Annotated in this window: 21 protein-coding genes; 13 read left to right on the top strand and 8 right to left on the bottom strand. The window is 44.2% G+C overall.

Going from position 1 to position 18,180, the window contains the following annotated elements; translation table 11 throughout:
• On the bottom strand, positions 1-308 hold a 308-nt coding region (locus GBV73_RS07110), incomplete at its 3' end, for a hypothetical protein (protein ID WP_152878814.1).
• Positions 309-382: 74 nt separating this feature from the next.
• Here GBV73_RS07110 and GBV73_RS07105 point away from each other — a divergent pair.
• Positions 383-1,894, top strand: a complete 1,512-nt coding sequence (locus tag GBV73_RS07105; protein ID WP_152880363.1) for an AMP phosphorylase — start codon at positions 383-385, stop codon at positions 1,892-1,894.
• Here the strand turns inward: GBV73_RS07105 and GBV73_RS07100 are convergent.
• The gene (locus GBV73_RS07100) at positions 1,891-2,271 is read right to left on the bottom strand and encodes a DUF2095 family protein (RefSeq protein WP_004069716.1); all 381 of its coding nucleotides are present in this window, start codon (positions 2,269-2,271) and stop codon (positions 1,891-1,893) included. The genes GBV73_RS07105 and GBV73_RS07100 overlap by 4 nt on opposite strands.
• 101 nt (positions 2,272-2,372) lie before the next feature.
• On the opposite strand from GBV73_RS07100, the gene GBV73_RS07095 reads away from it, so the two are divergent.
• From GBV73_RS07095 to GBV73_RS07080, 4 genes are all read left to right on the top strand, one after another.
• Positions 2,373-2,834: a DUF123 domain-containing protein gene (locus tag GBV73_RS07095; RefSeq protein ID WP_152880361.1), complete on the top strand. Its 462-nt coding sequence runs from the start codon at positions 2,373-2,375 to the stop codon at positions 2,832-2,834.
• Positions 2,812-3,579 carry a geranylgeranylglyceryl/heptaprenylglyceryl phosphate synthase gene (locus tag GBV73_RS07090; protein WP_152880359.1) on the top strand — a complete coding sequence of 256 codons (768 nt, stop codon included), beginning with the start codon at positions 2,812-2,814 and terminating at the stop codon, positions 3,577-3,579. Before GBV73_RS07095 ends, GBV73_RS07090 begins: the two co-directional genes overlap by 23 nt.
• Before the next feature lie 135 nt (positions 3,580-3,714).
• Positions 3,715-5,025: an RNA-guided endonuclease TnpB family protein gene (locus GBV73_RS07085; RefSeq protein WP_152880357.1), complete on the top strand. Its 1,311-nt coding sequence runs from the start codon at positions 3,715-3,717 to the stop codon at positions 5,023-5,025.
• 194 nt (positions 5,026-5,219) lie between these two features.
• Positions 5,220-6,062, top strand: coding sequence for a M55 family metallopeptidase (locus GBV73_RS07080; RefSeq protein ID WP_152880355.1), 843 nt, complete (start codon positions 5,220-5,222; stop codon positions 6,060-6,062).
• Here GBV73_RS07080 and GBV73_RS07075 read toward each other — a convergent pair.
• From GBV73_RS07075 to GBV73_RS07065, 3 genes are all read right to left on the bottom strand, one after another.
• The gene (locus GBV73_RS07075) at positions 6,059-6,298 is read right to left on the bottom strand and encodes a hypothetical protein (protein WP_152880369.1); all 240 of its coding nucleotides are present in this window, start codon (positions 6,296-6,298) and stop codon (positions 6,059-6,061) included. The genes GBV73_RS07080 and GBV73_RS07075 overlap by 4 nt on opposite strands.
• Positions 6,299-6,497: 199 nt before the next feature.
• Positions 6,498-6,932 (bottom strand): DUF257 family protein, encoded by a 435-nt coding sequence (locus GBV73_RS07070; protein ID WP_083965074.1) that lies wholly within the window; start codon positions 6,930-6,932, stop codon positions 6,498-6,500.
• 13 nt (positions 6,933-6,945) lie between these two features.
• Positions 6,946-9,249 (bottom strand): DEAD/DEAH box helicase, encoded by a 2,304-nt coding sequence (locus GBV73_RS07065; RefSeq protein WP_152880353.1) that lies wholly within the window; start codon positions 9,247-9,249, stop codon positions 6,946-6,948.
• A gap of 329 nt (positions 9,250-9,578) precedes the next feature.
• Here GBV73_RS07065 and GBV73_RS07060 point away from each other — a divergent pair, with 329 nt between their 5' ends.
• Positions 9,579-9,947, top strand: a complete 369-nt coding sequence (locus GBV73_RS07060; RefSeq protein WP_152880351.1) for a DUF134 domain-containing protein — start codon at positions 9,579-9,581, stop codon at positions 9,945-9,947.
• Here the strand turns inward: GBV73_RS07060 and GBV73_RS07055 are convergent.
• Positions 9,906-11,000 (bottom strand): radical SAM protein, encoded by a 1,095-nt coding sequence (locus tag GBV73_RS07055; protein ID WP_216643938.1) that lies wholly within the window; start codon positions 10,998-11,000, stop codon positions 9,906-9,908. The genes GBV73_RS07060 and GBV73_RS07055 overlap by 42 nt on opposite strands.
• Positions 11,001-11,082: 82 nt before the next feature.
• Here GBV73_RS07055 and GBV73_RS07050 point away from each other — a divergent pair, with 82 nt between their 5' ends.
• On the top strand, positions 11,083-12,036 hold the full coding sequence (locus GBV73_RS07050; protein ID WP_152880347.1) for a radical SAM protein: 954 nt from the start codon (positions 11,083-11,085) through the stop codon (positions 12,034-12,036).
• On the opposite strand, the gene GBV73_RS07045 is transcribed toward GBV73_RS07050, so the two are convergent.
• Both GBV73_RS07045 and GBV73_RS07040 read right to left on the bottom strand, forming a co-directional pair.
• Positions 12,028-12,915: a P-loop NTPase gene (locus GBV73_RS07045; RefSeq protein WP_152880345.1), complete on the bottom strand. Its 888-nt coding sequence runs from the start codon at positions 12,913-12,915 to the stop codon at positions 12,028-12,030. The two genes, GBV73_RS07050 and GBV73_RS07045, sit on opposite strands and share 9 nt — an antisense overlap.
• A gap of 5 nt (positions 12,916-12,920) precedes the next feature.
• On the bottom strand, positions 12,921-13,781 hold the full coding sequence (locus tag GBV73_RS07040) for a P-loop NTPase (RefSeq protein WP_371717055.1): 861 nt from the start codon (positions 13,779-13,781) through the stop codon (positions 12,921-12,923).
• Between the two features lie 72 nt (positions 13,782-13,853).
• Between GBV73_RS07040 and GBV73_RS07035 the strand changes: the two genes are divergently transcribed.
• The 6 genes from GBV73_RS07035 (at position 13,854) to GBV73_RS07005 (ending at position 18,124) form a co-directional block, all read left to right on the top strand.
• Positions 13,854-14,246 (top strand): NifB/NifX family molybdenum-iron cluster-binding protein, encoded by a 393-nt coding sequence (locus GBV73_RS07035; RefSeq protein ID WP_042701258.1) that lies wholly within the window; start codon positions 13,854-13,856, stop codon positions 14,244-14,246.
• 95 nt (positions 14,247-14,341) lie between these two features.
• Positions 14,342-14,962: a NifB/NifX family molybdenum-iron cluster-binding protein gene (locus GBV73_RS07030; RefSeq protein ID WP_152880343.1), complete on the top strand. Its 621-nt coding sequence runs from the start codon at positions 14,342-14,344 to the stop codon at positions 14,960-14,962.
• Between the two features lie 299 nt (positions 14,963-15,261).
• Positions 15,262-15,669 carry a NifB/NifX family molybdenum-iron cluster-binding protein gene (locus GBV73_RS07020; RefSeq protein ID WP_042701252.1) on the top strand — a complete coding sequence of 136 codons (408 nt, stop codon included), beginning with the start codon at positions 15,262-15,264 and terminating at the stop codon, positions 15,667-15,669.
• Positions 15,670-15,730: 61 nt separating this feature from the next.
• On the top strand, positions 15,731-16,639 hold the full coding sequence (locus GBV73_RS07015) for a hypothetical protein (RefSeq protein WP_152880365.1): 909 nt from the start codon (positions 15,731-15,733) through the stop codon (positions 16,637-16,639).
• 3 nt (positions 16,640-16,642) lie between these two features.
• Positions 16,643-17,455, top strand: a complete 813-nt coding sequence (locus GBV73_RS07010; RefSeq protein ID WP_152880339.1) for an MBL fold metallo-hydrolase — start codon at positions 16,643-16,645, stop codon at positions 17,453-17,455.
• 42 nt (positions 17,456-17,497) lie between these two features.
• Positions 17,498-18,124: a class I SAM-dependent methyltransferase gene (locus GBV73_RS07005; RefSeq protein ID WP_172967215.1), complete on the top strand. Its 627-nt coding sequence runs from the start codon at positions 17,498-17,500 to the stop codon at positions 18,122-18,124.
• The last annotated feature ends 56 nt before the right edge of the window (positions 18,125-18,180 follow it).

The raw sequence follows: 18,180 nt of genomic DNA, 5'->3' as shown, positions 1-18,180 counted from the left end.
TTCTCCCAGTTGTGGAGGGTTGAGTAGTGAATGTTTGCTCCGAAGAATTTTCTGCCGTAGTGCTGGGCGTCTCTGAGGGGTAGGTTGTAGTATTGTTTAAAGAGGAGTATTGCCAGTATTGTTTTTACTGGAAATTTTTTGGATTTTGGCAGGTTCTTCAGCTTTCCTTCTGATTCGAAGTCTGCTAAAACGTCAAGAATTGTGAATGCCACGCTTTCAGGGTCTTTGAGTCTGTGATCCCATCTGGGGATCACGGCAACCACCTGAAAGAATTCAGCAAAAACCCTAATAAAGGTTACTATAAACACGCCCGGCCTTAAGGAAAAACTTAAGTATTCTCGGGTAATATTGTTAAATCCCCGCTCATTCGGGGGGTGAAAACATGAGGGCAAAAGTGAAAATTCTTGACGTAGAGACAGGCAGATTTATGGTAGTAATCAACGAGGAAGATGCCAAGAAAGCAAAACTCCACCCGGAGGATTTAATCAAGATAGAAACCGCAAAAAGGACGATATATGGGGATGTAGTTATAAGCAACATGGTTCAGTCAGGAGAAATAGGAGTTACAAAGGATATAATGCGCGCTTATACCTTTTCTGAAGGGGAAATAGTAAACATAGTTCCGGCAGGAACTCCTGAAAGTGTGAGGTACATTAAGAAAAAGATGGGTGGTCAGAAGCTTAAGAAAGTTGAAATAGAATCTATTGTGAAAGACATTGTCGACAGGAAGCTCAGGGACATAGAGATAAGTTCTTTTGTGACTGCGCTCGAGATAAATGGGCTTGATATGGACGAGATTGCCTGGTTCACAGTAGCAATGGCAGAGACTGGAGACATGCTGGATATAGATAGAAAACCAATTATGGACGTCCACAGCATAGGTGGGGTTCCTGGAAACAAAACAAACGTGCTTGTGGTTCCAATTGTTGCTGCAGCCGGATTGACAATTCCAAAAACCTCATCAAGGGCGATAACAAGCGCCGCTGGAACCGCTGACGTGGTAGAAGTCCTCGCTCCAGTGACTTTCTCATTGGATGAAATAAAGAGGATTGTGGAAAAGATAGGTGCCTGTTTAGTGTGGGGTGGAGCCCTTAACTTAGCCCCCGCTGACGACCTAACGATTAAAGCCGAAAGGGCCCTAAGCATTGACCCAAGGGGGCTTATGCTTGCGAGCATAATGTCAAAGAAGTACGCCATGGGTTCCCAATACGTTCTCATAGACATACCAACGGGAGAGGGGGTAAAGGTCGAGACCATAGAAGAAGCGAGGTCTCTTGCAAAAGACTTCATAGAGCTTGGAAAGAGGCTTGGGCAATACGTGGAAGCGGCAATTACTTATGGTGGTCAGCCTATAGGACATACCGTTGGCCCTGCACTTGAGGCCAAAGAGGCCCTAGAGACCTTAATGACAGGTAAAGGTCCGGGAAGCCTGGTGGAGAAGGCCACAGGCTTGGCAGGAATTCTGCTTGAGATGGGTGGAGTGGCACCGGCAGGGATGGGTAAAAAGATGGCAAAAGAAATCCTCGAAAGCGGAAAAGCATACGAAAAGCTGAAGGAGATAATAGCCGAACAGGGCGGAGATCCAAATATAAAGCCCGAGGACATTCCAATAGGTGACAAAACCTACACCTTCGTAGCTCAAACCTCTGGATACGTAACAAAGATCGACAACAAAGCGATAACGACAATAGCAAGAGCCGCTGGAGCTCCGGAAGACAAAGGGGCCGGAATTTTGTTCCACGTTAAAGTTGGAGAAAAAGTTAAGGAAGGGGACCCACTCTTTACAATACACGCAGAGAGCGAAGTTAGGCTTGACCAGGCAATAATTCAGGCAAGGAGAATGGAGCCAATAAGAATAGAGGGTATGGTGCTCCAGAGAATTGGAAATATCTAACGTTTTCTATGCCTTTCGTACCATCCCCACTCTTTTTTGGTTCCAAAGCTTCTTACACCTTCTTTCACGAGCTTTATTCTGAGTTCTTTGGCCAGCTCGGGGGTTATCTCGCCATGCTCTTCCATCCAGTTAATAATTTCCAAAGCTTCCTCATCGGTCTCGCATCTTCTTATGAAGTCAATAACCGTAGGATTGTACCCGGAAAAATCCATCAATTCTTCCTCTTCTTCCTCTTCCACTCTATAGCCTTCGATAACAAGACCGGGCTCTTCTTCAAGTTCCTTAGCTAGGTGAGGGTATTTCTCCTTAAATTCTTCCTTATCATACTCCTGCCATGGAAATTCATCAATGGGACGTTTTTTCTTTTTATCCACCATCTTGGGCACCTCTTTCAGATTTTTGTTCCAATAGTTGCTTTATATACTTTGTTGCCTTGCCCTTGCAAAGCCCTTATATATTCTCTTGCAGAGTTCTAAACATGAAGGGCTCCTATCTTCTTGTAATCTATCTGGAAAGAGATGCAAATATAAGAACAAAAGCCCGGGAGTTTCGTTTGAAAAAAGGATACTACATTTACGTTGGCTCCGCTATGAACTCCCTTGAAAAAAGAGTTGCAAGACATTTCAAAAAGAAAAAACGTCTTCACTGGCATATTGATTTTCTTCTTCAAAAAGCACGGCTTTTGAGTGCTTATCTAATACCCAGCGAGGAAAGACTTGAAGAAGAACTCTCCCGTACTGTGGGAGAAGTTTTTAAAGGGATTGAAGGCTTTGGGGCAAGTGATGTTGGGGTAAAAACGAATTTATATTACTCTGCAATTCCTCCGGATGGAACAATATGTAACATCTTAAACTCAAGAGGCCCCAGGTGGAAAAGAGTTAAAAGTTACGAAGATATTATGAACTGGAGGGAAGAGAATGCTGAGAATGGGGAAGGTTGAATCATACATTCATGAGAAGCTCGAGAAAGAAAAACTTCACTTTGTTCTCCTAGACCCGGATGATGTTTCTCCTGAAACTGCCGGGAAACTTGCCAAAATGAGTGAGGAACTCGGTGTGGACGCAATAATGGTAGGTGGCTCCACAGGAGCAGAGGGAGAAATTCTTGATGAGGTCGTTAAGTCAATAAAAGAGAGCTCCAGCCTGCCTGTGATACTTTTCCCTGGTTCTCATGGGGGGATAAGCAAATATGCAGATGCAATATTCTTTATGAGCCTCCTCAATTCGCGGAATCCCTTTTTCATTACTGGTGCCCAGGCGCTTGGAGCTTTTACAGTAAAGCGCTACGGGATTGAGCCCATACCAATGGCTTATCTCATAATAGAGCCTGGTGAAACTGTTGGATGGGTTAGTGATGCCAAACCAATTCCAAGGCACAAGCCAAAGATAGCTGCCGCTTACGCCCTAGCTGGCCAGTATATGGGAATGAGGCTCGTTTACCTTGAGGCGGGAAGCGGTGCTCCGGAGCATGTTCCGAATGAGATGATTAAGGTTGTTAAAACTGTAATTGATGTCCCCCTCATCGTTGGTGGAGGCATAAGGAGCTATGAGGATGCGAAGGAAGTCGCCCAGAGCGGTGCGGATATAATAGTTACCGGGACAGCAATAGAAAAGGCGGGCTCTCTGGAAGAGGCCAGAAAAAGGCTTGAGAGCATTATAAGGGGAGTTAAAGAAGTTAAGCCCTAGAATTAAAAGGGCTCGCCCTTCTTGCTTCACTTCTCGCCTTTCAGGGCGGGGTACAGCCAACCATAAACAAGCCCTTTTAGTGGGAAAGTAAAAACATTTTTAAATCCAAAGGCGTAAAATTAATAATGAGGAGTAATGAAAAGAACGGTAACAGTAAAACTCCAACCCTCAAAGGAACAAGAAAAAACTCTTCTTGAGCTAGCCCAAGCTACTGCAGTAATCTGGAATAAAATCAATTACGAGCGGTTAAAACAGTTTAAAGAATTCGGCAAGATAGACTTTGGAACAACGGAGAAGGAAACCTATTACACGTTCAAGGACTGGGTTGGTGGTTCAACAGTTCATCAATTAGCGAGGAAAAATGCTGAAGCCTGGCGTAGTTTTTTCTCCCTCCTCAAGAAGAAAAAGAGGGGCGAACTGTCAGAATGGTTCAAACCACAGCCCCCAAAATTCGTCAAGGAGGAGAACGGGAGAAAACTCTTCATCATCCCACTCCGAAACGACCAATACAAAATTGAAGGCAACATGATCGAGTTGAGACGCCTAGGAAAATTCAAAACACTAAAAATCCAATTCAAGGGGAGAATACACTTGAAGGGCAAGCAGGGGAGGCTTGAGATTATCTACGATGAGGCAAGACGCAAGTGGTACGCTCACGTGAGCTACACGGTCGAAGAAAGACTAACTAACGGGGATTGGGTTAAAGTTCCAAGAGAGCCACAGAGCAACCTGACGGCAGGAATAGACTTGGGGGTAAACAATTTAATAGCCGTTTACGTTGAGAATGGTGAAGCTTTTCTCGTGAACGGGAGACCTCTCAAAAGCATTGCCTTTTACTGGCAAAAAAGAATAGCGGAATACCAGTCAAAACTCAACAAGTCGGGATACAAGGCAAGCAGGAAACTCAAGAGAATGCATCAGAAAACCAAACTACAGGCGAGGCACTACATTAACACTGCAGTCAGGCAGACTGTTGAAAGGCTTTACGAGATAGGCGTTAGTAAAATTGTAATTGGCTATCCAAAGGATATAGCGAGGAACTCTGATAAAGGTAAAAAGCAAAACTTCATACTCTCCCACGTTTGGAGGTTTAATACAGTAATACAAAGGCTAAAGGAAGTTGCTGAAGAGTATAGTATTGAAGTTGTGCTTGTTGATGAGGCTTTCACTTCTCAAACCTGCCCTCTCTGCGGCCAGCGCCACTCTAATGGTAGAATTTTTAGGGGTTTATTCAAGTGCCGTGGAGAGGGCGTTGTAATGAACGCTGACTTGGTTGGCGCTTTCAACATTTTGAGAAAGGCAGTTGAAAAGATAACCCCGAGCCTTCCTGCTTTAGCGGGAGGTAGGGGTAACGGGGGGAAGACCCTCCCCGAGGGGCTGAAAAGCCCTCCTCTAATGGGTTTTAGTGAAGCCCCTCAAACCTCCCTGCCGTTGGCGAGGAGCTAAAATGGACCCTCGCCTTTCAGGGCGGGGAGGAGGTCAGAATGAGCCACACAATAACCTATAACCATTTTTAGAAACTCAACTACCTGGCTCATTTAGTTTCCCTGTTCCCTGTTTTGTATCCATTTTATTTATCTTTTTTGAAAGATGCGAAACTTATTTTAACCCTTCGATTGAATTTTTAATGGGTGACCAACATGCGTGCCTTCATATCTGTGGACTTAGAAGGGATGCCGTTTGTTGTAAGTCTGGAGCATCTGGTAGAAAAAGGCGCTCTATACAACGAGGCTCGGAAAATAGCCACGGAAATAACTTTAACCGCTGCGGATGCCCTTCACAGGGCGGGGTTTGACGAAGTGGTTATAGCTGACAGCCACGGCCCAATGGTAAACCTTCTTCCCGAGGAGCTCCCCGAATACGTTTACCTCGTTAGGGGCTATCCAAGGCCAATGGCCATGGTAGCCGGGGCAGAGGGTTGTGACGTTGCCCTTTTCCTTGGCTATCACGCAAAGGCAGGAACACCTTATGCAATCTTTGACCACACATACAGCGGTGCAAACGTTGGAAGACTTGAGTTAAACGGCATTGAAGTTAGCGAATTTCTCCTAAACGGTTTTGCTGTGGGACATTTCAACATTCCGGTAATCCTTGTTGGAGGAGACAAGAAACTTCTTGAAGACGACGTGGAGAAATTCACTCCCTGGGCTGAGAGAGTGGCATTCAAAGAGGCATTCTCAAGGTATTCCGCTATAAGCCCAAGCATGAAGAAAATTAAGAAAGAACTTGAGAACGCCGTTTTCAGAGCTGTTGAAAAATACAAAAACGGGGAAACAAAGCCCCTAAAACTTGACTATCCGGTTAGGGTGAAACTAACCTTCAACAACAGTGGCATGGCGGACGCCGGAGAACTTCTCCCCGGGGCAAGAAGAATAGACGGAAAAACAGTGGAGTTTGAAGCAAGAGACATCATCGAGGCGTACAAAGCATTCCAGCTGCTGGTATTTGCTGCTGGCGGAGTTACATCACTACTTAGGCGCTAAGCCTCGCTCAGTATCTTGAAGCTTATTTTTCCATCTTTTATTATCTTTTTGAGATCTTCGAGAAGCTTTTGAACGTTTTCTTCTGCAACTTCCATTCTTATTTCACTAACACCCTTGCATGTGGGGGGCAAGAAGTGTATGTCCTTAATTTTTCCCCTAACTTCACTCAAAATTTTACTCAAAACTTTTCCTCTTGCATCATAGGGCAATTTTATATCCAGTTCAATAATTTTCATAGCTATCACCACTTTATTTTAGAGAAGAAGCCCTATATAACCTTTTTCATGAGCCATGGGTATGAAGTCTTGGGACATTTATTCCTCCCGGTTATGGGAAAGTTTTTGATTTTTCCCTGCTAAATACTAATGCCCCGGAGAAACCGCGGGGGATGAGCGAGGGGCGAGCTGTGACTCCCCTTCGCTCCTCCGGGGCACACTAAAATCCCAAAGACTTTAGAATAGTGAATTTTGGGTTTCTATGATTCCCTTCAATTCTAACAACTCTAGTGAATCCTTCTTCCAGTATTGGAAGAGTCATGGGTATGGAAAGCTCCAACAAATCTCTGTCTACGAAGTAGAAGGCTATCCTCTTCTCATTCCCCACGTACTTTAGAACGTCATGCAGGGTACTAAGAATGTCTTTTTTGTCTCCCAAGAGAGTCAAATACTTATCAAACCCAACGACTATGTTCACTATTTTATCTTTTTTTATTTGCTCAAATATGCGGTCGTATTCTTTTTGCAGGATAGCAGTTTCACTCACGGAGACTTTGCCTATTACCTGTCCCACGTTCAAGATTCCCCCGAGCTTTATCACCTTTATCTCATCCATTCCCACATTTGGGAGTCCAGAAAGTTCTATCTGCTTTATATATGCATGAGTTCTATTTTTCTTCTTCGTATGGTGCTGTTATGACTTTTCTTATCTCTCTGGCGATTTTTTCTCCAATTCCTTCCACCTGCATTAATTCGCTCTCTTTTGCCGTGAAAACCCTCTCCACGTTCCCGAAATGTTTAAGGAGCCTTCTTGCTAAGGTTGCTGACACATAGGGCAGCCCCTCAACAATCAACCTCTGCCTTTCAGCTAATGTTAGGACCTTCTTCTCACTTCTAATGGCCACTTCCTTCTTTCTCTCCTCCTGTTCACGCTTGGCTATGAGGTAAATGTAACTGGCAACTTCACTTGGGTCTTTAGCGAAAAGAACTGGGATCTCCCAGTCTACAGTTAAAGCAGCCAAGGCACCTCTAATAGCATTTGGGTGCACGTTCCTAATTCCGTAGAGCTCTCCTTCGATAATAATGACCGGTCTGGGATAGGCCTCTTTTAAACGCTTTGCCTGATCAAAAAGCCTGCCATCTATTATTGACTGGATAAAATCATTAGCGGCTTTTCTCTCTATAGCCACATCCTCACTCACTATGTAATCCCCAACATCGAGGGTTTTGACTTCTAAATGGGCACCAAGTTCTTTCAGCAATTTTGGAACCTGGCTCTTAAGCTCGCGTGAATCAACATAAACTACAATCCCTTTCGGCTTTTTCACAAAAATAGGCTTTATAGGAAGCTTTTCATACACATCTTTCTCTGGCTCTTCCCCCTTTTCGACAACTTCCTCAGCTTTTTCCTCCTTCTCCTTCGGCTTTACAAAACCTAAGAGAGAGGCTTGTTTTTCTTTTTTAACCATATCCTCCACCTTCTTTAAGAGAGAGATCATCTGCTTCTCCTTATTGCGGGAACTCCAGTAGTAAGCTTCATCTCTTGTACCCTTTGCCATAAAGATGACAACTCTTCCGGGCTTATGCCTTCCGGTTCTTCCTCTTCTCTGGATGCTTCTTATAGCGGAAGGAACCGGCTCATAGAAGATAACCAAATCTACCTCGGGAACATCCAGACCTTCTTCCCCAACGCTTGTGGCAACGAGAACGTTGAATTCTCCCTGAGAGAAGAGGTCCAAAATCTGCTTTTGCTTCTTCTGGCTTAAACCTTTGTCATTTTCTTTATTAGCCTGCCCCACGAAACGCATGCTCTTTATTTGCTCTTGAAGGAGCTCCTTTACGATCTTTTTTGCAGTTTCCCTGTAGTTTGTAAAAACAATTATCTTTGAGGCAGGCTTTTTGCTCAATTGCTCTTTGACAAGCTCTTTCATCTTATCAAGCTTTGGATGGTCGAGCCTGAGCTCCTTTGCCTGAACGAGAAGGGCTATTGCTTTCTTCATTCTTTGGTCCTGCATCAGTTCCTTCGTTGATTTCGTCTTTCCCATCTTGGCCTCTTCATATAGTTTCTTAAGGTAAGCCCTCAAAGCTGATAAACCCTGAGTTTCAAGGAGTTCTATTGCATGGTGGAGCTTCAGGGCTTTTGCCTGGTAAAACATGAGTTTTCCTACATCATAGTTGCCCTTTGCCATCTCGGCGTTTATTATCTGCCCGGCTTTGAGAATCTCTTTTTTCGGAACATCTGGAGAAGCGCTCTCGATAAGCCCTGCCTCAGCCAAAGGCTTCAACGAATCTTTGAGCATTTCCCTTAGAATTTTTCTAACTTCTTTGTAAATCTCCGGCAGCTCAACCTTAACCCATTCAAACTTTATCCTTTGGACGTAAGGTTTAACATCGGGAGAGTTCTCGGTTCTGACCTCAATGTGCTCTATGAAGAGGTTCTTAACAATCTCACGAATCTTTGCCTCATCACTCCCAGGAGAAGCTGTAAGACCCAAAATTAGGGGATGCTTTGCCTGTCTCATATATTCCTTCGCTATGTAAACGTAAGCATAGTTCCCCACAGCTCTGTGTGCTTCATCAAAAACGAGCAGGACAACATCTTCAAGGCTAATCCTCCCAACAACGAGATCATTTTCTATCGTTTGAGGGGTAGCGGTAATGATAACGCTTTTCTTCCATATTTCCTCCCTCTTCTCGGGCGGTATCTCACCTGTTAGAGTGTTTATCTTCTCCTCAGGGAGGTTAAAAAGCCTCAAAAAGCTTTCTCTATGCTGTAATGCTAGGGGCTTTGTTGGAGCCAGCATTAAAACCTTGCCCCCATATTTAGAAAGCCTGTAGTCGGCAATCATCTGGGCTATCAGCGTTTTACCTAAACCAGTCGGCAGGACAACTAAGCTGTTTCTGTCTTTGCACTTTGCGTAGATTACCTCCTGATAAACCCTCGGCTGGATAATGTCTTTACGCAGGTACATCACAATGTTCTTGGATGGGAGGGTTTATAAACACGCCGGAGCTGATTATCCTCATCCAAAAACTTAAATATAAAAGCTCCTTATGTGAAAATGATAGGAGATGCCCTATATACCGAGTAGGCCCGTTACGGATAAATCTCTTGTTGGGATTGTTGTCTCAATTATTTTGGTGTACATCCTTCTTAGAGTTTATTCTAAATGGATGGAGAAGTGGGTGGAAAAGAAGGAACAAGAGCTCAAAGAAGAAAATAATATTGGAGAGCTTTATTGATATTGTCCTGCACGAAAACTCTAAAAAGGAAAAACCCGACTTTAAGATAGGTGTTAAAATGCCACGCGGGATGGGATGGAGAAGGGGTAGAAGACGAAAAATGCGATTTATAGGATTTATCCCTGAGGTTAGACATTTTTATCCTGCCAAGCCCCCTTTTGGCCCTCCACAGCCCCCGATTTTTATGACTTATGAAGAATTTGAAGCACTAAGACTGGTGGATTACGAGGGCTTAACGCAGGAGGAAGCTGGGCAGAGGATGGGGGTCTCTAGAGGCACGGTTTGGAGGGCTCTAAGTTCTGCAAGGAAAAAAGTTGCTCAGATGCTTGTTGAAGGGAGAGAGCTAATAATCCTTGCACAGGGAAATGAAGTTCCAAAAGTGGAGTCATCTAAGGAGCCAGATATTTCCGACGAAGACTCGTTTTAATCCTTCTTTTTTGGCCGCATTGTACACATTTTCCATTTGTTTTTTGCTGGTATTTGGAATATCGTGCATTAGATGTTGAGGAGCAAATGCCAGAAGGATGTAGGGTATATCCGGATCCAGCTGGGCAAGATACCTCGCTATTCCACCGACCTCTTCCTCATCTATGTAATGGGGCACAACAAGAGTGCTTATAACTAGTAAGGGAGGCTCTTTTCTATTGTCCATTGAAGTTATGAGTGCTACGTTCTCTTTTATCCTTTGAAGGGCTTTTTCTCCGTTGATTCCTGTTAGAGCTTCGTAGACACTTGGAGTATAGGCTTTCCAGTCAATTTTCACTATCCCTCCGCTTTTCAAGCTTAACCTTGCCATCTCCCGCATCATGTTTGGATTTTCGAGACCATTTGTTTCCCAGCAAATTCTCTTTGTTGTTCCAATTTTTTCAGCCCTTTTAATAACTTCTCTTGAGGTTTTTATTGCATAGGGACTGTGTGGAGTAGGGTCACCGCCAAAATAACACACACATGAGACCCTACTTCTCATTGCTATATCTACCAGCTCTTTTGAGCCTATGAGAATTCCCTCAAAGGGATCTATGCTCCCGTTTTTTATCATGTATTTATGTTCTATGTTCTGGCAGAAAAGACAATCTAAGTTGCATCCAGCGAAGAAGACCGCTAGGTTGTAAAATCCTCTATGTTCTTTTTCCGGACAAACTGGCCCTGCGACACAGTTTGTTGGATGAGGATCAAGGTACCAGTGGAGGTAAGCTCTATCAAAGTTTCCAGTTATGGGGATTAGCCTCCCTCTTTTGTTCCATATTATTCCGCAGTAACCAGAGCTTCCCTCTGGAATTTTACACTCATTTACGCAGATTGAGCATTTAATACCTTCTTTCGGGGGCTTAAGAGGCAACCCTATGAGCTTCCGCCATTTTTGATGGGATTTATGTGCTATTTTTAATGCTTCTTTGGGATTTTTTCGTAGACAGTTGACGCAGACTCCGATTGATTTACTAATCTCTTCCGATTCATATCCGCATATTTTGCATGTCATCAATATTCTCTCGGGGCTTCATCTTAATGAAAGTTTCCAAAATCTTTAAACGCCTTTAGGCTAACCTAACACTGGTGAGCTCATGATCGCCTTTGGCCCTGTGCCCTCAAGACGGTTGGGTAAAAGCCTAGGAATAAACAACATTCCAGATAAGGTGTGCTCTTATGCATGCGTTTACTGTCAGATTGGAAAAACGTTGAGGATGGAGGTCAAGAGAAGGCCTTTTTATCCTCCAGAGCTCATCTTTGAAGAGGTTAAGAGAAAAGTTGAAAAAGCCTGGGAGAGGGGAGAACGCATAGATTACCTAACCTTTGTGCCCGATGGCGAACCTACCCTCGACGCCAATTTAGGAGAAGAAATAGAGATGCTAAAATCCTTTAATATTCCATTGGCAATTCTGACAAACTCCTCCCTTATATGGAGAGAAGACGTCAGGAATGATCTCTTAAAGCTCGATTTTGTTTCTTTAAAGCTCGATGCAGTGACTGAGGCTCTGTGGAGAAAAGTGGATCGCCCACACAAGACCTTAAAACTAGACAAAATCCTTGAGGGAATCCTAGAGTTCAGAAGAGACTTCAAAGGCAAGATCGTGACTGAAACAATGCTCATAGATGGGATAAATTATGGAGATGAGCTTAAGAAAATCGCTGAGTTTTTAAGAGAGTTAAAACCGGATATGGCTTATATAGCAGTTCCCACGAGGCCGCCATGGGAAAAATGGGTCAAACCAGCCAGGGAAGACGTCATTAACATGGCTTTTCATGTATTTGCCGATGCAATTGGGGAAGAAAGGGTCGAATACCTTATAGGGTATGAGGGCAATGCTTTTGCTTTCACCGGGAATGTAGAGGAGGACATACTCAGCATCACTGCAGTTCATCCAATGCGTGAGGACGCTCTGAGGGAGCTTTTGAAAAAAGCCAACGCTGGATGGGATATTGTGGAGAAGCTCATCGCAGAAGGAAAGCTTATAGAACTGGAGTATGAAGGAAAGAGATTTTATATGAGAAAATTAAAGAGCAGAGAGCTACCTTAAAATTTCTCCCTTAATAATCTCGGCGATTTCTTTTAGGGCTTTTGAAGCTTTTGAATCTGGGAAAGCTTCCACCACTGGCTTGAGCATTGTCATACTTCTTGGAATTGCTCGGTCATAGGGGATTTCGCCAATTATTGGTATGTTTTCTGCCTCTGCAAACTCATACAATCCCTTAAAGCCCGGATTTAAGTCTGCTTTGTTGATTATAAGGTATGCTGGCTCTCTGAAGTGCTGGACAACCTTGTAAACCCTCTTCACATCACTTAATGAAGCGGGAGTTGGCTCTGCTACGAGGATTGCTACATCCGCCCCTCCGAGGCTTGCTATTACCTGGCACCCTATTCCAGCTGCCGAATCAACTATCATGTGTTCTAAGTTTTCTTCTTTCATAATTTTCTTTGCCCATTCTTTTTCTTCCGTAACGAGTTTCCCGCTGTTGGGTCTTCCAACATCAAGCTGAGCGGAAATTAAGGGAAAGCCGTATTTTGTTGTAGTCTTCCTGATTATGCCTGAGCGAACTTCCTCTAGAGTTATTACACCTTCCACGGGGCATACAAGTCTACAAACCCCACAACCTTCACAAGTTAGCTCATTAACCACGTAATTCCCATCAACAATCTTTATGCAGTCATAGGGGCATCTTTCAGCACATATGCCGCACCTTACACAGGTGCCGGTGTTTATCTTTGCGACTTTTGCTCCTATGAGTTCTTTTTCCTCTTCCCAACTTTCAACTCCAAAGAGCAGGTCGAGGTTTGGAGCGTCGGCATCGGCATCAACAGCTATTAGGGAGTATTCGTCTTTTAGGAGGTATATGAGTGAAGCAGCTACGCTTGATTTTCCAACGCCACCTTTCCCGCTCGCTATCGCAACCTGCATTTCAATCACCCCAGATAATTAGCTATTTTTTTAGCAAGATTCCTGAAAATCCCCGCTTCTTTGCTATCGGTTAGAACTATGGGCTTTCCTTTAACGTAACTCCTGATAATAGCTTCGCTGTATGGGATTTCCCCAACTATCTCAGCGTTGTATCTTTCTACTATCTCTTTTACTCTCTGTTTCTCTCCAATATCAGCCCTATTGACAACGACCCATGCTTCTATGCCCATTAATTTGGCGAGCTCGAGGATAAGGGTCAAGTCATGAAGGCCAAGTGGAGTAGGTTCAGTAACCGCTATGAGAAGCTTTGAATCTTCCAAAGCCTTGGAAACAGTGTTGCTTGTACCAGCGGCAGTATCCACAAGTAGTAGTTCCTTGTTAAGGGTTTTCGCCCTCCTTTTTGCAGCGGTTACAACTGGCATTGCTCTCTCTTCACCTTCCAGCAGTTTTCCGGTAACTAAAGGGAACCCATAAGGCGTCTCAGTGAGGTAAGTGTGTCCCATAAGCTTTTCTCCTTCTAATATTGCTCTTGTAACTGGGCAGACTATTTCACAAGCCCTGCACCCAGAGCATAAGGTGGGCATTAGAAACGGTGTTCCATCCTTCATTGTGATTATTGCGTTTTCCTCACAAACCTCGGCACATTTTCTGCACTTTGTGCACTTCGAATAGTCAAAACGTGGCATGAACATATGAACGGGTTCCTCATTTTGCAACTCAACTCGAAGGAGGATATGATCGTTTGGTGCCTCGACGTCTAAATCCGCCAGAGCTAAGTCGAAATACTCTCGCAAGGCTATCGCGAGGTTAACTGCTACCGTCGATTTTCCTGTTCCTCCTTTCCCTCCACTCACGGCTATTTGCACTTTACTCACCTCCACAATTAGGGAAACCTAAAACTTTAAAAATTTTGTGCATATGCTATATTGGTGGTAATGGTGAGGTGCCTAAAGGTGGCATTCGGAATGGAAGACGAGAAAATGTTGACAGAAGCCCACTACGGAGATTCAAACTTCTTCCTTATCTACAAAATTTGCGACGACGGGAGCATTGAATTGCTGGAAAAACGGGAAAACAAAGCTAAAACGATGAGAGAAGAGGATGAGAGGCATGGTGATCCAGGAAAGTTTAGAGCTATAATCAACCAGCTGGAGGAGGTGGATGTTCTTGCAGCATTCAGAATGGGGCCAAATTTCCTTCGTATAAAAGATAAGACAAACAAAGTGGTGTTCTTTACACGAACTCGAGATTTAGAAAGTGCTATTAGAAGAGTTGTTGAGCATTTCGAAGAACTTCTGGAAGAAGTTCGAGAAAAGAAATCCAAAACATAATCGTAATCTTTACCAATCATTTCCTGTTAATTAGGCTAACCGAAAAACTTTTAAGTTTTTGTGCATATGCACATAATAGAAGGAGGTGATGAAAAATGAGGATTGCAATACCAAGTGCAACCTCTGGAGGGCTGGAGGATACAATTGCTCCCGTGTTTGCGAGGGCACCAGCTTTCACAATAGTCGACGTTGAAAACGGTGAGATAAAGAACGTGAAGGTAATTCAGAACCAAGCGGCCTACGCTGGTGGAGGAGCGGGTGCGATGGCAGTGCAGGCACTAATAAATGAGGGTGTTGACACTGTGATAGCCCCACAAATAGGACCTAATGCCATGGGGGCCCTTCAGGCAGCGGGAATAAGGTACTATATCTTTCCGGCAGGAACTCCAATTAAAGAAGCTGTGGAGAGAGTTATCAAAGGGGAAGTCCAGCAAACAGGAGAAATAATGCCTTCATATGGCCCAATGGTTCCTGCAAATCAACCAGGAAATTACGCTTCTACTTCAACTCCTCCTTATGCAGTCCCACCATATCCTGCTTACGGATTTGGTCCCGGTTATGGATGGGGTAGAGGTAGAGGTCGTGGCTTTGGCAGGGGATTTGGACGTGGCTGGGGAAGAGGAGGCAATGGATGGGGAGCAAGACTTGGGTACTGCCCTCGGACAGGAATGCCAAATAGAAGGAACTGGTTTGCGAGATTCTTTGGCTGGTGGTGAGCTCTTTTTCCCTACTTTTTGGAGGATTAAACATGCCACGCGGGATGAGAAGAAACCATCTGAGGCATAATTTTATGGGTTATCCCTTTAGAGGGTTTTATGGTTTGGTTGATGCGCTTATTATAGTTGGGGTGCTTTACTTTTTGGTGAAGCTCCTTTTGGTAGCTCTGCCGTATGCACTGGGTCTTCTGATACTTTTCGTCCTTCGGCAATTTTTGAGGGCCCATCCTTGGAGAGGTTTTTGAGCTTATGCAAACTTTTTTAAATTCGGTTTCCCTAATTTATCTGGAGGTGGTAAGATGCGAATAGCAGTTGCAACAGTAGAAGGAGGTTTAGATGATTTTGTCAACCAACACTTTGGGAGAACACCTACATTTACTATAGTGGATGTTGAAAATGGAGAAGTAAAGAACGTTAAAGTGGTTCCTAACCCTGGTGCAAGCGCTCCTAGAGGTGCTGGAGTTCAAGCAGCTCAGTTTTGCATAGATGAAGGGGTAGATGTTGTTATAGCTGGGCAATTTGGCCCGAATTCTGCCCAAGTACTTCAAGCTTCAGGTATAAAGTTCGTCTCAGCTCCTCCCACCATGAGGGTAGAGGACGCAGTAAGGGCTTTTCTGAGAGGAGAGTTAACCCAAGCAGTGTTGGGAGCTGAAGGCGGTGGAATGGGTAGAGGCCACGGCATGGGAAGAGGGCGAGGTAATTGGTGATTATTTATTCCTGAGGGAAAGTCGTTTATACTTTCTCTTCCTATTTTCTTTGGTGAAGTCTATGAAGTACAGCAAACTCGCTGTAAAGATTTTGGAGTATGAAGAGAGAGAAATACACTATGACCCGGTTTATCACGGCAGAACACTAAAGGTTGTTGGCATCGATGACGACCCCACGAGAGTTATAGATTACATCGGAGACCAATTTCTCGAAAAAGAATACGGGCTGATTTTCTTTGATACAAGGGGGAAGTATCCTAAGGAAAAATTCGATACCATTATAGAAATAGAAGACGATAAGCCTACAGGCCTTGACCCCATAAAAATGGTCAAAAAAGGTCTCTTGAAAGACTTTTATACTGCTGCAACAATAATTCAGACCATATACGGATTGGATCGTTCTCTTACCGATAAGCTCTATGCCGATATCCTAAGGGGCAAAGTTAACAGTGTTGCAGGTGCAGCCAAGTCAAAGGAGCAGTACGGGGAGGTCATAAGAGAAGTCTACACTGCCCTCGATGAGACCTTTTTTGAGGGAGAAGTTCCCAAGCTCGGTAAGACCATTTTGGTTGACTTTGGAAAAACCTACAGCATAAGTACCGTGGGAATGGCTTTTCTAATTCTCGCAGCAGCAATCAGAGATAGAAGGAACACATTAATTGGAATCGATGATGCGGCGGTTCTTTTCTACACAACCCCCGGAAGTGCAGCCATTCCTCTATTGACTCAACCCATGAGGGGGAGGGTTACAGTATTAGGTTCCAGATACGTTGCGGAAAATCTCCTTAACATACCGGGACCAACGCTAGTTCTTTACAACGATCCAGACCTGCAGAGCATGATTTATGAAGCTAACGGAGTGCCTCAGGGAGATATGAGAAAGCATGTTCTTAAGGGAGAAGGAGCGTTTGTATGGAGGACAACCCAAACACTGGAAGTGGAGTTTGGTAAACTCCCGTTTGAGGGATAGATAATGATAATTACCGTGCTCTTCGAAAACCACGCCGGATTTAAAAAGGGTCTGCTGGGTGCGCATGGGTTTTCAGTTTTAGTTCAGCACAATGGAAAGAAAATCCTGGTAGATACCGGAAGCGATGGAAGAGTCTTACTCCACAATATGGAAGCACTCAATGTATCGCCGGAAGAAGTCGAGGCACTCTTTCTTACTCACGGCCATTACGACCACACTGGAGGATTGAAAGAGTTTCTAGACGCAAGAAAGAGCTCCATAGATGTCTATGCTCATCCGGATATATTTTTGAGAAGGATTGCACTAAAGCCCAAACGCCGGGAAATAGGGATTCCCTTTTCACAGGAATATCTTGAACGACTTGGAGCGAATTTCATTTTAAGGGAGGAATCCACTAAGATTTTTGAGGGGATGTACACAAGCGGTGAGATAGAGAGAACAACCTGGGATAGGGCTGTAGGGTATCTCGTGAAAGGAAAAAAGCTGGTTAAGGACCCTATAAGGGATGATATGGCTTTAATATTGGATATTGGTTCCTCGATGGTTATCGTAACCGGGTGTGGGCATAGCGGGATTTTAAACATAGCAATGCATGCAAAAAGCACTTTTTACAAACCTATTTTCGCTTTGGTGGGTGGTTTGCACCTGAGAGGCGCTAAAAGACATATTCTCGAGGATGTAGTAAAGGGCTTTAAAGATTTTGGAATAAAGAAGCTCTATCCCGGACACTGTACGGGTATAGATGAGTACGCCTATCTCAAAGCTGAGATTGGAAGCGTAGAGGCGCTTCACGTTGGGAAGGTTATGAAAATGTAAAACTAATTTTAATTCCTAACCAAGCTTACATTGGTGTTAAACGTGAATCCCTATCACGAAGCAAACAGAAGAAGATGGGAAGCCGTAGCTGAAGAATGGCAAAAGAGGATTGAAAATCTATGGAGAAAAGCATATGAAGATCCAAGAACGGTTTTCAACGAGATAGAACTCAAATACCTTGGCGATGTTAGAGGAAAAAGCGTGGCAGTTCTCGGGAGCGGGGACAATTTAGCGGTTTTTGCGTTTGCGGGTATGGGAGCAAAGGTAACCTCCGCGGACATCTCACAAAATCAGCTTGAAATCGCCGCTGAGAGGGCAAAGGAACTCAACGCCACCATTGAATTTGTGAGAGCTGACGTAACAAAGCTACCCCTGAAGGATGGAAGCTTTGATATAGTTTACACAGGGGGTCATGTTGCGGTATGGGTAAGCGACTTAAAAGCCTATTACAGAGAAGCCTGCAGAATACTAAGGCCCGGAGGTCTTTTTCTCGTTAACGAGTATCACCCCTTCAGAAGGGTATGGGCGGAGAAGAATCATTTTGAGCTTGAGTTCAACTACTTTGATAGGGGGCCGCATATTTACGATGTCGAGACTCCAGAAGGAAAGCTCCCCGGATACGAGTTTCACTGGACAGTTGAGGATTATCTGACCTCCTCCCCGCCCTGAAGGGCGAGGGTTCCAACGAGTTAACCCCTCGCCATTGGCAGGGAGGTTTGAGGGGT

It is taken from the genome of Thermococcus sp. 101 C5, from assembly GCF_009372125.1.
In the GTDB taxonomy this organism is placed as follows: Archaea; Methanobacteriota_B; Thermococci; order Thermococcales; family Thermococcaceae; genus Thermococcus_A; species Thermococcus_A bergensis.
This window is presented reverse-complemented; position numbering and strand designations above follow the sequence as displayed.